The organism is Pseudomonas sp. JL2, assembly GCF_031570495.1.
Classification (GTDB): domain Bacteria; phylum Pseudomonadota; class Gammaproteobacteria; order Pseudomonadales; family Pseudomonadaceae; genus Aquipseudomonas; species Aquipseudomonas rhizophila.
Map to the genome: position 1 here is coordinate 34433 of NZ_JAKUDH010000010.1, position 14502 is coordinate 48934.

The window sequence follows — 14502 nt, forward strand, 5'->3', positions numbered from 1 at the left end:
GCCATGAGAGCCGATCTGGACATCATCCAGGAATGGATCCCCGCCGGCAGCCGCGTGCTCGACCTGGGCTGCGGCAACGGCGAACTGCTGACCTGGCTGCGCGACCACAAGCAAGTCACCGGCTACGGCCTGGAAAACGACCCGGACAACATCGCCGAGTGCGTGGCCAAGGGCATCAACGTGATCGAGCAGGACCTGGACAAGGGCCTGGGCAACTTCGCCAGCAACAGCTTCGACATCGTGGTCATGACCCAGGCGCTGCAAGCGGTGCACTACCCGGACAAGATCCTCGACGAAATGCTGCGGGTCGGGCGCCAGTGCATCATCACCTTCCCCAACTTCGGTCACTGGCGCTGCCGCTGGTACCTGGCGAGCAAGGGCCGCATGCCGGTGTCGGAGTTTCTGCCCTACACCTGGTACAACACGCCGAACATCCACTTCTGCACCTTCGAGGATTTCGAGGCGTTGTGCCGCGAACGCCAAGCCAAGGTCATCGATCGCCTGGCGGTGGACCAGCAGCACCGCCACGGGTGGGCCAGCAAGCTATGGCCTAATCTGTTAGGTGAAATAGGCATCTATCGGGTCAGCAGCCCAGGCCTTGCCGATCATCAGGTCGCGGTGTGAAGCCCGGCCTTTCCAGGAGCACGACATGAAACGTCTAGCGTTGTTTCTCATTACCGCCTGCCTGAGCGCCGGAGCCATGGCCGCGGATGTCATCAAGAGCGATCGCAAGGAAGTGTTCGGCGACATCACCGTGCACTACAACACCTTCAATTCCACCTTCCTGACGCCGGATATTGCCGACGCCGCCGGATTGATCCGCGACAAGACCCAGGGCGTGATCAACGTTTCGGTACTCAAGGATGGCAAACCCTTGAAGGCCGAGGTCAGCGGGACAGTCAAGGACCTTACCAGCAGCAGTGTCACGCTGAACTTCAAGGAGGTGGCCGAACCCAACGCGACCTATTACATCGCCCAATACCCGGTGAAACAGCAGGAAACCCGCACCTTCAACATCCAGGTGAAAACGGGCGACAAGATCAACACCCTCAACTTCAACCAGGAACTGTTCCCCGGCGAATGATGAATTTCACCCAACTCGTACTGGCCAGCCACAACGCCGGCAAACTCAAGGAGCTCCAGGCCATGCTCGGCGGGTCGGTGCAACTGCGCTCGATTGGCGAGTTCAGCCAGGTCGAACCTGAAGAAACCGGCCTGTCGTTCGTCGAGAACGCCATCCTCAAGGCCCGCAACGCCGCGCGCATTTCCGGCCTGCCGGCGCTGGCCGACGACTCCGGGCTGGCGGTGGACTTTCTCGGCGGTGCGCCGGGCATCTATTCAGCCCGCTACGCCGATGGCAAAGGCGACGCGGCGAACAACGCCAAGCTGCTCGAGGCCCTCAAGGATGTCCCCGAAGCCGAGCGCGGCGCACAGTTCGTCTGCGTCCTGGCCCTCGTCCGTCATGCCGACGATCCACTGCCGATCCTCTGCGAAGGCTTGTGGCACGGGCGCATTCTCACCGAAGCCAGCGGCGAGCACGGTTTTGGCTACGATCCGCTGTTCTGGGTGCCAGAGCGCAACTGCTCCAGCGCCGAACTGGGCCCGGTGGAAAAAAACCAGCTGAGTCACCGCGCCCGCGCCATGGCTTTGCTGCGCCAACGCCTGGGCCTGCAATGATCGATGAGTCCCCCGCACCTCTGATCCATGGCGGTGCGCAAACGCCTCGGGCGCCGCTGCCAATGCTGCCGCCCCTGGCGTTGTACATCCACATTCCGTGGTGTGTACGCAAATGCCCGTATTGCGATTTCAACTCCCATGCCGCCAGCCCGCAGTTGCCGGAAGAAGAATACGTCGACGCCTTGCTGGCCGATCTCGACCAGGACCTGCAGGCGGTGTATGGCCGGGAACTGAGCTCGATCTTTTTCGGCGGCGGTACTCCAAGCCTGTTCAGCGCCCAGGCCCTGGGCCGGCTGCTCAAAGGTGTCGAGGCGCGAATCCCCTTCGCCCATGACATTGAAATCACCCTGGAAGCCAACCCAGGGACCTTCGAGCAAGAGAAATTTGTCGCTTACCGGGCACTGGGCATCAATCGCCTGTCCATTGGCATCCAGAGCTTTCAGGAAGCCAAGCTCAAGGCTTTGGGCCGGATTCATAACGGTGACGAAGCTGTGCGCGCCGCCGACATGGCCCGTCAGGCCGGGTTCGACAACTTCAACCTGGACCTGATGCATGGCCTGCCCGATCAGTCCCTGGACGACGCCTTGAGCGACTTGCGCCAGGCCATTGCACTGAAGCCCACGCATCTGTCCTGGTATCAGTTGACCCTGGAGCCAAACACGGTGTTCTGGAACCAGCCGCCGACCTTGCCGGAGGACGACACGCTGTGGGACATCCAGGAAGCCGGGCAAGCGTTGCTGGCCGAACATGGCTACAGCCAATACGAAGTCTCGGCCTACGCCCAGCCCGGGCGACCGGCGCGGCATAACCTCAATTACTGGAGTTTCGGCGACTTCATCGGCATCGGCGCGGGCGCCCACGGCAAGCTCAGCCATCCGGACGGGCGTATTGTGCGCACCTGGAAAACCCGCCTGCCCAAGGACTACCTCAACCCAGCCAAACGCTTCCTGGCCGGCGAGAAAACCCTGAGCAATGAAGAACTGCCCTTCGAGTTCCTGATGAACGCGCTGCGCCTGACCGAAGGTGTGGACGCGCGGCTTTACCCCGAACGCACCGGCCTGCCTTTGCAGAGTCTGGCTGAAGGCCGACGCGAGGCCGAACAAAGCGGGTTGTTGCGGGTCGAACCGGCACGTCTGGCAGCCACCGAGCGCGGACAGTTGTTTCTCAATGACCTGTTGCAGAAATTTTTGAGCTAATCACACAAGGAAACCCCATGGATCTGGTACTCGACCTGCTCGCCACCGTGTCCCGCTGGAGCCGCAGCAACCTGTCGGAAATCTCCCTGGCATTGGTAGGCTGCCTGCTGGTGCTGTTTGGTGCCGACATCAAAGGCTGGGTCGAACAACGCCTTGGCAATATTGCCGGGGCCTTGCGCGTCCCGCTGATCGCCCTGCTGTGCATGATCGGCAGCGGCGCGGCCTTGATCTACGCCACGCCATGGGTCGTCCGGGGCTTGAGCCAGTTCAACAACTACAGCCTGGCACCGGTGCTGTTGGTGGTGCTGGTGTTGATTGGGGTGGTCGCTGACCGTCGCTGATTTTCGATGTAGCACAGAACGAAATGTGGGAGCGAGCTTGCTCGCGATGGCGGCCTGACAGTCAACATTGATATTGAATGTTATGGCCTCATCGCGAGCAAGCTCGCTCCCACAGGGGATCCCATTTCAGCAGGATCTTCTGGTGTTTAAGCCACCTTCTCGAACTTCAAATCCCAAACCCCATGCCCCAAGCGTTCGCCACGGCGTTCGAACTTGGTGATCGGTCGTTCGGCCGGGCGCGGTACGCACTTGCCGTCTTCGGCCAGGTTACGGTAACCCGGGGCGACGTTCATCACTTCCAGCATGTACTCGGCGTAGGGTTCCCAGTCGGTGGCCATGTGCAGCACACCGCCGACCTTCAACTTGCTGCGCACCAACTCAGCGAACGACGCCTGGACGATACGGCGCTTGTGATGGCGGCTCTTGTGCCATGGGTCCGGGAAGAACAGCATCAGCCGGTCGAGGCTGTTGTCGGCCACACAGCGGTTGAGCACTTCGATGGCGTCGCAGTCGTAGACCCGCAGGTTGGTCAGTCCTTGGGTCAGTACGCCGTTGAGTAGCGCGCCCACACCGGGACGATGAACTTCCACACCGATGAAATCCTGTTCCGGCGCCGCGGCGGCCATTTCCAGCAGCGAGTGGCCCATGCCGAAGCCGATTTCCAGCGAGCGCGGCGCCGAGCGGCCGAACACCTGGTCAAAGTCCACCGGCGCATCGGCCAGGGGCAGGACAAACAGCGGCGTGCCCTGTTCCAGGCCGCGTTGCTGGCCTTCGGTCATGCGCCCGGCGCGCATCACGAAACTCTTGATGCGGCGGTGTTGGCGCTCTTCGCCTTCTTCCGGGAGGACAGGCGTGTCGTTCGATTCAGTCATCAATGGCTCTTACTTGATCAGACCATCCAGCGGCGAAGAGGCGCTGGCGTAGAGTTTTTTCGGCATGCGGCCGGCGAGGTATGCCAGGCGACCGGCCACAATGGCGTGCTTCATGGCTTCGGCCATCAGGATCGGTTGCTGGGCATGGGCGATGGCCGAGTTCATCAGCACTGCTTCACAGCCCAGTTCCATGGCGATAGTGGCGTCGGACGCGGTGCCGACACCGGCATCCACCAACACCGGAATCTTGGCTTCTTCCAGGATGATCTGCAGGTTGTACGGGTTGCAGATCCCCAGACCCGTGCCGATCAGGCCAGCCAGCGGCATCACCGCGATGCAGCCGATTTCCGCCAGTTGACGGGCGATGATCGGGTCATCGCTGGTGTAGACCATCACGTCGAAACCTTCCTTGACCAGGGTTTCGGCGGCCTTGAGGGTTTCGATCACGTTGGGAAACAGGGTTTTCTGGTCCGCCAGCACTTCCAGTTTCACCAGGTTGTGGCCGTCGAGCAGCTCACGGGCCAGGCGGCAGGTGCGCACGGCCTCGATGGCGTCGAAGCAGCCGGCGGTGTTGGGCAGGATGGTGTAGCGATCTGGCGGCAGGATATCCAGCAGGTTCGGTTCGCCCGGGTTCTGGCCGATGTTGGTGCGGCGCACGGCAACGGTCACGATTTCAGCGCCCGAGGCTTCGATGGCCAGGCGGGTTTCTTCCATGTCGCGGTATTTGCCGGTGCCAACCAGCAGACGCGACTGGTAGGTACGACCGGCCAGGACGAAGGGCTTGTCGCTACGAACGATGCTCATGGGAAATCCTCTGTTGGGGTGAGGTTCTTGCGAAATACTGGAAAACCGCAGGGACTAGCCGCCGCCGATGGCGTGGACCACTTCGACGCTGTCGCCATCGTTCAACGTGGTGTCGGCGTGCTGGCTGCGCGGGACGATATCCAGATTGAGCTCCACCGCGACGCGGCGTCCGGTCAGTTCCAGACGGGTCAGCAGGGCCGCAACGGTTTCACCGTCGGGCAGATCAAGGGGTTCGCCGTTCAATTGAATGCGCATGCCGGATGCCGCCATCATTTTTAGGGGCTGGCATTCTAGCCCGATCAGTCTGGACGACCCAAGCCATTCGTCATGAATTGGACCGTGCGGTCAGCCCAACCGCCAGGCGGCAAGCCCCAGGCACAACCAGCCGATCAGGAACGCCACCCCACCGAACGGCGTGATAATGCCCAGTTTGCTGATGCCCGTGAGCGTCAGCAGGTACAGACTCCCGGAGAACAGCAGGATACCGATGACAAACGAAATCCCGGCCCAGGTGACGATACGTCCGGGGATGTGCGTGGCCAGCAGCGCGACGCCCAGCAACGCCAGGGTGTGTACCAACTGATAGGTGACGCCGGTATGAAAGATCGCCAGGTAATCGGCGCTCAGGCGATTTTTCAGGCCGTGGGCGGCAAACGCTCCCAGTGCCACGCCGGTGAAGCCGAAAAAAGCAGCCAGCATCAGAAAACTACGCAGCATGAGAACTCCAGTCAGACTCGGTGGACAGGGTCTGTATAATGGCCCGCTCGACGGGTTCGGCCAAGCCATCTCTATGTTACGTTCATTGTTTCGACGATTCGTTAAAGCCCTGCTCTGGTTCGCCGTCGGCAGCGTTGTGCTGGTGCTGTTGTTTCGCGTGGTGCCGCCGCCGTTCACCGCGCTGATGATCGAGCGCAAGGTTGAGTCCTGGTTCGGTGGCGAGCCGATCGACCTGCAGCGTACCTGGCAACCCTGGGATCAGATTTCCGACAACCTCAAAATCGCGGTAATCGCGGGTGAGGACCAGAAATTTCCAGAGCACTGGGGCTTCGACTTCGGTGCGATCCAGGCCGCGCTTACCCATAACGGACGTGGCGGCTCGATTCGCGGCGCCAGCACCCTCAGCCAGCAAGTGTCCAAGAACTTGTTCCTGTGGCCGGGCCGCAGCTGGCTGCGCAAGGGCCTGGAAGCCTGGTTTACCGCGCTGATCGAAATACTCTGGCCCAAGCAGCGGATCCTCGAGGTGTACCTCAACAGCGTCGAGTGGGATGACGGTGTGTTCGGTGCCGAAGCCGCAGCGCGGCATCACTTTGGGGTAAGCGCCGATGCATTGTCCCGGCAACAGGCCAGCCTGCTGGCGGCGGTCCTGCCCAACCCCCGGGTATGGAGCGCCGCACGCCCAAGCCCTTATGTACTGCGGCGCGCGAACTGGATCCGCCGGCAGATGAGCCAGTTGGGGGGCGACAGCTACCTGCTGGGGCTCAATGACTCGCGGCGGGCGCCTTGGGCCCAGTAGACCAGACACCGACATTCAACTGTGGGAGCGAGCTTGCTCGCGATGGCGGAGGGTCAGGCAGCATCGATGTTGAATGATAAGCCGCCATCGCGAGCAAGCTCGCTCCCACAGGGGGTCTGCGGCGAATCCAATAGTGAGCACACACAAAAACGCCCCGATCATCACTGATCGGGGCGTTTTTTATTACCGCTACCGCCGGTCAAGCCGCAATCGACACCTTGAGCTTGTTCATCGCGCTCTTCTCAAGCTGGCGAATCCGCTCGGCCGACACGTTGTACTTCTGCGCCAGGTCGTGCAGCGTGGCTTTTTCCTCGGCCAGCCAGCGCTGGTAAAGGATGTCACGGCTGCGCTCGTCCAGCACTTCCAGAGCTTCGTGCAGGTTGGTGTTGGAGTTGTCGCTCCAGTCGGCGTCTTCCAGTTGACGCGCCGGGTCATACCGGTGGTCTTCTAGGTAGTTGGCCGGCGACTGGAAAGCGCTGTCGTCGTCCGCTTCGGCGGCCGGGTCGAAGGCCATGTCATGGCCGGTCAGGCGACTTTCCATCTCGCGCACTTCCCGCGGCTCGACGCCCAGGCTCTCGGCCACACGATGGACTTCTTCATTGTTCAGCCAGGCCAGACGTTTCTTCTGGCTGCGCAGGTTGAAGAACAGCTTGCGCTGGGCCTTGGTGGTCGCGACTTTCACGATGCGCCAGTTGCGCAGGATGAACTCGTGGATTTCCGCCTTGATCCAGTGCACTGCAAACGACACCAGGCGCACACCCATTTCCGGGTTGAAACGCTTGACCGCCTTCATCAGGCCGACGTTGCCTTCCTGGATCAGGTCGGCCTGGGCCAGCCCGTAGCCGGAATAGCTGCGGGCGATATGTACAACAAAACGCAGGTGGGCGAGCACCATCTGCCGAGCCGCCTCAAGATCCTGCTCATAATAGAGACTCTCGGCCAGTTCACGCTCCTGCTCGGGCGTCAGCAAAGGGATGCTGTTCACCGTGTGCACATAGGCCTCCAGGTTCGCACCCGGGACCAGAGCATAAGCAGGTTGCAAAGAAGTGGTCATACGAAAAAACCTCCGACTCACATAACTCGTGCAGTTCAGCACTGCGAAAATTGACCGGGAACCGTAGGACAAGTTCCCACAAAAACCGAAAGGTCAATACGCGCAAAAAAACACTATTTTGGAGCAAGCTCACGCAAGTGGCGTGCTACCGCAATCCATGCACCGATATAACCCAACAGCACCGCGCCAAGCAAGAGCGACAGACCGTCGGCGGCTGGCACTCCGGCCAGGGAAAAATCACTGCCGTACAAACCGGCCAGCCCCACTACCGCGTCATTCAGCCAGTCCAGGCCAAACGCCAATACGCCCCAGGACAGAATCCCCGCACCGAAGCCATACAGCGCCCCCATATAAAGGAAGGGCCTGCGTACATAACTGTCCGTACCGCCGACGAGTTTAATCACTTCTATCTCGGTGCGGCGGTTTTCAATATGAAGACGAATGGTATTGCCTATCACCAAAAGTAATGCAGAAACCAGAAGCACCGTCAGACCGAAGACAAATCGGTCGCCGAGCTTGAGGATCGCCGCAAGACGCTCGACCCAGACTAGATCAAGTTGCGCCTGTTGTACCTTCGGCAACTCGGAAAGTCTTTGTCTTAATGCTTCAAGGGTCGGCTTGTCGACTTCGTCGGGTGTCACCAGTACCACTCCCGGCAGCGGGTTTTCCGGCAGTTCCTTGAGGGCATCGCCCAGGCCGGACTGCTGCTGGAATTCTTCCAGCGCCTGCTCGCGACCAATGTATTCGGCGTCGGCCACGCCCGGCATGGCCTTGATCTGCTCGCGCAACGCCTGGCCTTCGGCAGGGCTCGCTTCCAGCTGCAAATACAGGGAAATCTGCGCGGCACGCTGCCAGGAGCCACCCAGGCGCTCCACATTACTTAGCAATAATGACAGGCCCATGGGCAAACTCAGGGCCACCGCCATCACCATGCAGGTAAAAAAGCTGCCGATCGGCTGCTTGCCCAGACGCTTGAGGCTGTCCAGCAGGCTGGCGCGATGGCTTTCGACCCAGGCGTGAAACAGTGTCGCGAAATCCGGGCCGTCGTCATCGTCGCGCTTCTTCTTTGGCGGCTGCGGATCGGAGGCTTTCGGAGCCACGCGCTCGGCCACCTTGGGGCTGCGGGTCGCACTCATACGCCAGCCTCCCCGTCACCGATCAGTCGACCGCGTTGCAAGGTGAGCATGCGGTGACGCATGCGCGCGATCAGGGCCAAGTCGTGACTGGCAATCAGCACGCTGGTGCCCAAGCGATTGATGTCTTCGAATACGCCCATGATTTCCGCCGCCAGACGCGGGTCCAGGTTACCGGTAGGTTCGTCCGCCAACAGCAAGGCCGGGCGATGAACGATGGCGCGGGCGATGCCCACGCGCTGTTGCTGGCCGGTGGACAGGTCGCCGGGGTACAGATCGGTCTTGTCCGACAGCGCCACACGCTCCAGGGCCGAATCCACGCGCTTGTTGATCTCGGCCTTGGACAGGCCAAGGATCTGCAAGGGCAACGCCACGTTGTTGAACACCGTGCGATCGAACAGCAACTGGTGATTCTGGAACACCACGCCGATCTGCCGACGCAAGTAAGGGATCTGGGCATTACTGATGGTGCTCAGGTCCTGGCCGGCCAGCAGCAGTTTGCCGGTGGTGGGCCGTTCCATCGCCAGCAGCAGGCGCAGCAAGGTACTTTTACCAGCGCCGGAATGGCCGGTGACAAACAGAAACTCGCCACGACGGACCCGAAAGCTCAGCTCATGCAAGCCGACGTGACCGTTCGGATAGCGTTTACCGACCTGTTCGAAACGAATCATGAGTGCTCCCGCTCGGCAAACAGTGCCTGGACAAAGGGCTCGGCTTCAAAGGTGCGCAGATCGTCGATGCCTTCACCCACGCCGATGTAGCGAATCGGCAGGCCGAACTGCTTGGCCAGGGCGAAAATCACCCCGCCCTTGGCGGTCCCGTCGAGCTTGGTCAGGGCCAGTCCGGTCAGTTGGACGGTCTGGTTGAACTGCTTGGCCTGGTTGATGGCGTTCTGGCCGGTGCCGGCGTCCAGCACCAACAGCACCTCATGGGGTGCGTCGGCATCGAGCTTGCCGATCACCCGGCGAACCTTCTTCAGCTCTTCCATCAGGTTGTCTTTGGTGTGCAGGCGACCGGCCGTGTCGGCAATCAGCACATCGATGCCACGGGCCTTGGCGGCCTGCACGGCGTCGAAAATCACTGAAGCGGAGTCGGCGCCGGTGTGCTGGGCGATTACCGGAATCTTGTTGCGCTCGCCCCACACTTGCAGTTGTTCGACCGCGGCGGCGCGAAAGGTGTCGCCGGCGGCGAGCATGACTTTCTTGCCCTCCAACTGCAGCTTCTTCGCCAGTTTGCCGATGGTCGTGGTCTTGCCGGCGCCGTTGACGCCCACTACCAGGATCACGAACGGCTTGTTCTGCGAGGCAATCACCAGCGGCTGTTCCACCGGTTTGAGCATGTTGGTCAACTCGCCCTGCAAAGACTTGTACAAAGCGTCGGCGTCGGTGAGCTGCTTGCGCGCCACCTTTTGAGTCAGGCTCTGGATGATCACCGACGTCGCCTCGACGCCGACATCGGCGGTCAGCAAGCGCGTTTCGATGTCTTCCAGCAATTCGTCGTCGATGACTTTCTTGCCCAGGAACAGGCTGGCCATGCCTTCGCCGATGCTGGCGCTGGTCTTGGACAGGCCTTGCTTGAGGCGGGCGAAGAAGCCGACCTTGTTCTCTTCGGCGGCAGGCGCGGGCTCTGCGAGAGCTGGCAATTCAACTGCAACAGGCTCCGGTTCAGGGGCAGCAGGGGCAGCAGGGGCAGCGACAGGCATGATGGCAGGCGCTGGCACTTCGACGATCGGCTCCACGGCCGGGGCCGCGACAAATGGGGTCAGTGCCGGAATCGGCGGGGCGATATGCGACGCCTGCGCGTCCTCCACCAACGCTACCGGCTCTTCCGCCACGGGCAAGGTCAGCCAGGGGGTTTGCCCTTCGGGTGGGGTCAGCGGTTGCTCGGCCACCGGTTCAGCGCTCGACCCCGGCTCGGGCTCGGCCGGTTGCAATACCGGCTCGGCAATCGGCAGGACAATCGGGGCAGCTTGTTCGGCCACCGCCTCGGCATCGGGCTCAGGCAGCGGTTGCGGCTGTTCGACGACAGTTTCCTGCGGCTTCTTGCGCAGCCATCCGAACAGGCCTTTTTTCTCGCCAGCCGCAGCTGGGGTCTTCTTGTCGTCGTTGGAACCAAACATGGAGGACGGCTATCTCACGGTAGCGACGCGCCCAGGGCGCCTCGGTGATAAATATTCGATGCTGAACAGACTGCGTTTCACCCAGCTTGTTCACGCGCAACATTTTGTCGAGTTGTCCCCAGGACACCTCAAGGTCGATTTTTTCGAAGGACTGGCAGGGCATCATCGGCGAAAACGCTGGGATCAACGAACAAACCCAGGGCTTCTTCCGAGAACCCAAACAACCCCGGACCGAGAAAAGGCCCGATAGGCGTGGCCGCCAGTAAAACGGATCAGTATCCTAGCACCCTCTCGCCCGCCGACGCTAAGACCTAGCGGGCAGCCCAACAGGTTTAAACACGAATGAATGCTCTTGCCCGCCGTGCTGCAGGCCTGCTGCTCAGCACAGTTTGTCTGCCTTTTTCAGCCTTGGCTGCCGATCCACAACCCACCCATGAATTTACCCTCGACAACGGCCTGAAGGTCGTGGTGCGCGAAGATCATCGCGCACCAGTGGTGGTGTCCCAGGTCTGGTACAAGGTTGGCTCCAGTTATGAAACCCCGGGCCAGACCGGTTTGTCCCACGCGCTGGAACACATGATGTTCAAGGGCAGCTCGAAAGTCGGCCCCGGCGAAGCTTCGCTGATCCTGCGCGACCTTGGCGCCGAAGAAAACGCTTTCACCAGCGATGACTTCACCGCTTACTACCAGGTGCTGGCCCGCGATCGCCTGGGCGTTGCCTTCGAACTGGAAGCCGACCGCATGGCCAGCCTGCGCCTGCCGCCGGAGGAGTTCAGCCGCGAGATCGAGGTGATCAAGGAAGAGCGCCGCATGCGCACCGACGACAAGCCGATGTCCAAGGCCTATGAGCGCTTCAAGGCCATGGCTTACCCGGCCAGCGGCTACCACACGCCGACCATCGGCTGGATGGCCGACCTGGAGCGGATGAAAGTCGAGGAACTGCGCCACTGGTACGAATCCTGGTACGCGCCGAACAACGCGACCCTGGTGGTGGTCGGCGACGTCACGCCCGACGAGGTCAAGACGCTGGCCCAGCGTTACTTTGGTCCGGTTGCCCGGCGCGACGTACCGCCAGCGAAGATCCCCTTGGAACTGGCCGAACCTGGCGAGCGGCAGATTACCCTGCATGTGCAGACCCAACTGCCAAGCCTGATGCTGGCCTTCAACGTACCGAGCATCGCCACCGCGACCGACAAACGCTCGGTCAATGCCCTGCGGCTGATCTCGGCCTTGCTGGATGGCGGCTACAGCGGGCGGATCCCGACCCAGCTGGAACGCGGCGAAGAGCTGGTGTCCGGCGGTTCGTCGAGCTACGACGCTTATACCCGTGGCGACACGCTGTTCACCTTGTCGGCCACGCCCAACACCCAGAAAAACAAGACAATGGCCCAAGCCGAGGCCGGTCTGTGGCGCTTGCTCGAACAGTTGAAAACCACTGCCCCGACCGCCGAGGAACTGGAGCGCGTCCGCGCTCAGGTCATCGCTGGGCTGGTGTACGAGCGCGATTCGATCACCAGCCAGGCCACCGCCATCGGCCAACTGGAAACGGTCGGTTTGTCCTGGAAACTGATGGACACCGAACTCGCCGAACTGCAAAGCGTGACCCCGCAAGATATCCAGAAGGCAGCCCAGCTGTATTTCACCCGCTCGCGCCTGAGCGTCGCGCACGTCCTGCCCGAGGAGAAAGCTCATGAGTGAGCGCAAATCATCGCGTCTGGTGCTGATCGGTGTGGTGTTGATCGCCCTGATCGGCGCCTTGGCCTTTTACCTGTCGCCATCCAATGACACCAACGCCAGCCAGGCGCTGGACAAAGCCAAGGCCAGCAACAAGCTGCAATCTTTGGCCGAACTTGACGGCAAGGCACCCAGCCGTCGCCAGCTCGACGTACAAACCTGGACAACCGCTGACGGCGCCAAAGTGTTGTTCGTCGAAGCCCGGGAATTGCCCATGTTCGACCTGCGCCTGACATTCGCCGCCGGCAGCAGCCAGGACGGCGATACACCCGGCCTGGCGCTGTTGACCAACGCCATGCTCAATGAGGGCGTAGCGGGCAAGGATGTCAGCGCCATTGCCCAAGGGTTCGAAAGCCTCGGCGCCGACTTCGGCAACGGTGCCTTGCGGGACATGGCCCTGGCGTCACTGCGCAGTCTCAGTGCGGTGGACAAGCGCGAGCCGGCGCTGAAGCTGTTCGCCGACGTCGTTGGCAAACCGACCTTCCCCGCCGACTCCTTTGCGCGCATCAAGAATCAGCTGCTGGCAGGTTTCGAGTACCAGAAGCAGAACCCCGGCAAACTGGCGGGGCTGGAACTGATGAAGCGTCTGTACGGTGATCATCCGTATGCCCATTCCAGTGACGGCACCGCGCAAAGCATTCCTGCGATCACGCTGGCCCAGGTCCAGGCTTTCCACACCAGGGCCTACGCCTCCGGCAACGCGGTGATTGCCTTGGTGGGGGACCTGTCCCGCGCCGAAGCCGAAGCGATTGCCAGTCAGGTGTCCGCCGCACTGCCGAAGGGCCCGGCGCTGGCAAAGACCGTGCAACCGGTTGAACCGAAGGCGAGCATCGGTCACATCGAGTTCCCGTCCAAGCAGACCAACCTGATGCTCGCGCAACTGGGCATCGACCGGGACGACCCGGACTATGCGGCCGTGTCCCTGGGCAACCAGATCCTCGGCGGTGGTGGTTTCGGCACGCGACTGATGACCGAAGTCCGGGAAAAGCGTGGTTTGACCTACGGCGTGTATTCCGGCTTCTCGCCGATGCAGGCCCGTGGCCCGTTCATGATCAACCTGCAGACCCGCGCCGAAATGAGCGAAGGCACGCTGAAACTGGTGCAGGAGGTTTTCGCCGATTACCTGAAGAACGGCCCGACCCAAAAAGAGCTCGATGACGCCAAGCGCGAGCTGGCCGGCAGTTTCCCGCTGTCCACCGCCAGCAACGAAGACATCGTCGGCCAGCTCGGGGCCATGGGTTTCTATGACTTGCCGCTCAGCTACCTGGAAGACTTCATGCGTCAGTCCCAGGAACTGACCGTCGAACAGGTCAAGGCCGCGCTGAACAAACACCTGAGCACGGATAAAATGGTCATCGTCACCGCCGGCCCGACCGTGCCGCAAAAGCCGCTGCCGGCACCCACTGAAAAACCTGCCGAGCAACCGCTCGGGGTTCCGGAGCACTAATGGCCCGCCCATCCAATTCCAGCAAAAAACCCGTGCATAACGGTGTGAATCAGTTGCGCATCATCGGCGGCCAATGGCGCAGCCGGCGCTTGAGCTTCCCCGACGCGCCGGGCCTGCGCCCAACCCCGGACCGGGTACGCGAAACCCTGTTCAATTGGCTCGCGCCCTACGTGGCCGGTGCTCGGGTACTCGACCCGTTTGCCGGCAGCGGTGCATTGTTTCTTGAGGCGTTGTCTCGTGGCGCCGCCATGGGGCAGGCGCTGGACGCCAGCAGCCTGGCGGTCTCCAGCCTGAAAGAGCACCTGGGCACACTGCGCTGCACCGTCGGTCAGGTGCAGACCGCCGACGCGCTGCGCTATCTGGACAGCCAGCCAGCGACGCCTTTCGACCTGGTGTTCCTCGACCCGCCTTTCAATCAGAACCTGCTGCCAGCCGTTTGCACCTTGCTCGAAGAACGTCATTGGCTGGCCGACGATGCCTGGGTCTACACTGAAAGCGAAGCCGCCCCGTCCACATTGGGGTTGCCGGGCAACTGGCGCCTGCATCGTGAACAGAAATCCGGACGGGTGTATTACGCGTTGTGGCAACGTGTGGCCGAGGCCGTTGGCTGAA

The 14502-nt window shown here is 61.7% G+C and carries 17 protein-coding genes; 9 read left to right on the forward strand and 8 right to left on the reverse strand.

The window, feature by feature from the left end; genetic code table 11:
* Positions 1–3 precede the first annotated feature (3 nt).
* The 5 genes from metW (at position 4) to MKS85_RS14720 (ending at position 3214) form a co-directional block, all read left to right on the forward strand.
* Positions 4–624: a methionine biosynthesis protein MetW gene (gene metW, locus MKS85_RS14700; protein ID WP_047226012.1), complete on the forward strand. Its 621-nt coding sequence runs from the start codon at positions 4–6 to the stop codon at positions 622–624.
* 25 nt (positions 625–649) lie between these two features.
* Positions 650–1084, forward strand: a complete 435-nt coding sequence (locus MKS85_RS14705; protein WP_047226013.1) for a DUF4426 domain-containing protein — start codon at positions 650–652, stop codon at positions 1082–1084.
* Positions 1081–1677, forward strand: a complete 597-nt coding sequence (rdgB, locus tag MKS85_RS14710; RefSeq protein ID WP_047226014.1) for an RdgB/HAM1 family non-canonical purine NTP pyrophosphatase — start codon at positions 1081–1083, stop codon at positions 1675–1677. The genes MKS85_RS14705 and rdgB overlap by 4 nt, the downstream gene beginning before the upstream one ends.
* A gap of 62 nt (positions 1678–1739) precedes the next feature.
* Positions 1740–2873 (forward strand): radical SAM family heme chaperone HemW, encoded by a 1134-nt coding sequence (gene hemW, locus MKS85_RS14715; RefSeq protein ID WP_223194443.1) that lies wholly within the window; start codon positions 1740–1742, stop codon positions 2871–2873.
* A gap of 17 nt (positions 2874–2890) precedes the next feature.
* Positions 2891–3214, forward strand: coding sequence for a DUF3392 domain-containing protein (locus MKS85_RS14720; RefSeq protein WP_047226016.1), 324 nt, complete (start codon positions 2891–2893; stop codon positions 3212–3214).
* A 146-nt stretch (positions 3215–3360) separates the two neighbouring features.
* On the opposite strand, the gene trmB is transcribed toward MKS85_RS14720, so the two are convergent.
* The 4 genes from trmB to MKS85_RS14740 form a co-directional block, all read right to left on the reverse strand.
* The gene (trmB, locus tag MKS85_RS14725; RefSeq protein ID WP_047226017.1) at positions 3361–4086 is read right to left on the reverse strand and encodes a tRNA (guanosine(46)-N7)-methyltransferase TrmB; all 726 of its coding nucleotides are present in this window, start codon (positions 4084–4086) and stop codon (positions 3361–3363) included.
* Between the two features lie 9 nt (positions 4087–4095).
* Complete coding sequence (locus MKS85_RS14730) at positions 4096–4890, reverse strand: thiazole synthase (RefSeq protein ID WP_003177480.1); 795 nt, start codon at positions 4888–4890, stop codon at positions 4096–4098.
* 54 nt (positions 4891–4944) lie between these two features.
* Complete coding sequence (gene thiS / locus MKS85_RS14735) at positions 4945–5145, reverse strand: sulfur carrier protein ThiS (RefSeq protein ID WP_160893822.1); 201 nt, start codon at positions 5143–5145, stop codon at positions 4945–4947.
* A gap of 90 nt (positions 5146–5235) precedes the next feature.
* Entirely contained in the window at positions 5236–5607 is a 372-nt protein-coding gene (locus MKS85_RS14740; protein ID WP_047226019.1) for a DUF423 domain-containing protein, read from the reverse strand.
* A 73-nt stretch (positions 5608–5680) separates the two neighbouring features.
* On the opposite strand from MKS85_RS14740, the gene mtgA reads away from it, so the two are divergent.
* The gene (gene mtgA / locus MKS85_RS14745) at positions 5681–6403 is read left to right on the forward strand and encodes a monofunctional biosynthetic peptidoglycan transglycosylase (protein WP_047226020.1); all 723 of its coding nucleotides are present in this window, start codon (positions 5681–5683) and stop codon (positions 6401–6403) included.
* Between the two features lie 199 nt (positions 6404–6602).
* Here mtgA and rpoH read toward each other — a convergent pair whose 3' ends face one another.
* From rpoH to ftsY, 4 genes are all read right to left on the reverse strand, one after another.
* The gene (gene rpoH, locus MKS85_RS14750; protein WP_003177476.1) at positions 6603–7457 is read right to left on the reverse strand and encodes an RNA polymerase sigma factor RpoH; all 855 of its coding nucleotides are present in this window, start codon (positions 7455–7457) and stop codon (positions 6603–6605) included.
* 113 nt (positions 7458–7570) lie between these two features.
* Positions 7571–8593, reverse strand: a complete 1023-nt coding sequence (gene ftsX / locus MKS85_RS14755; protein ID WP_047226021.1) for a permease-like cell division protein FtsX — start codon at positions 8591–8593, stop codon at positions 7571–7573.
* Positions 8590–9261, reverse strand: a complete 672-nt coding sequence (ftsE, locus tag MKS85_RS14760) for a cell division ATP-binding protein FtsE (protein ID WP_024778908.1) — start codon at positions 9259–9261, stop codon at positions 8590–8592. The genes ftsX and ftsE overlap by 4 nt, the downstream gene beginning before the upstream one ends.
* Positions 9258–10709: a signal recognition particle-docking protein FtsY gene (gene ftsY, locus MKS85_RS14765; protein ID WP_310663008.1), complete on the reverse strand. Its 1452-nt coding sequence runs from the start codon at positions 10707–10709 to the stop codon at positions 9258–9260. Before ftsY ends, ftsE begins: the two co-directional genes overlap by 4 nt.
* 342 nt (positions 10710–11051) lie before the next feature.
* On the opposite strand from ftsY, the gene MKS85_RS14770 reads away from it, so the two are divergent.
* From MKS85_RS14770 to rsmD, 3 genes are read left to right on the forward strand one after another with little or no spacing between them, the layout of a single operon-like run.
* Positions 11052–12407, forward strand: coding sequence for a pitrilysin family protein (locus MKS85_RS14770; protein WP_047226023.1), 1356 nt, complete (start codon positions 11052–11054; stop codon positions 12405–12407).
* Entirely contained in the window at positions 12400–13890 is a 1491-nt protein-coding gene (locus MKS85_RS14775) for a pitrilysin family protein (protein WP_188251409.1), read from the forward strand. The genes MKS85_RS14770 and MKS85_RS14775 overlap by 8 nt, the downstream gene beginning before the upstream one ends.
* Positions 13890–14501, forward strand: a complete 612-nt coding sequence (gene rsmD / locus MKS85_RS14780) for a 16S rRNA (guanine(966)-N(2))-methyltransferase RsmD (protein WP_047226025.1) — start codon at positions 13890–13892, stop codon at positions 14499–14501. The genes MKS85_RS14775 and rsmD overlap by 1 nt, the downstream gene beginning before the upstream one ends.
* Position 14502 lies beyond the last annotated feature (1 nt).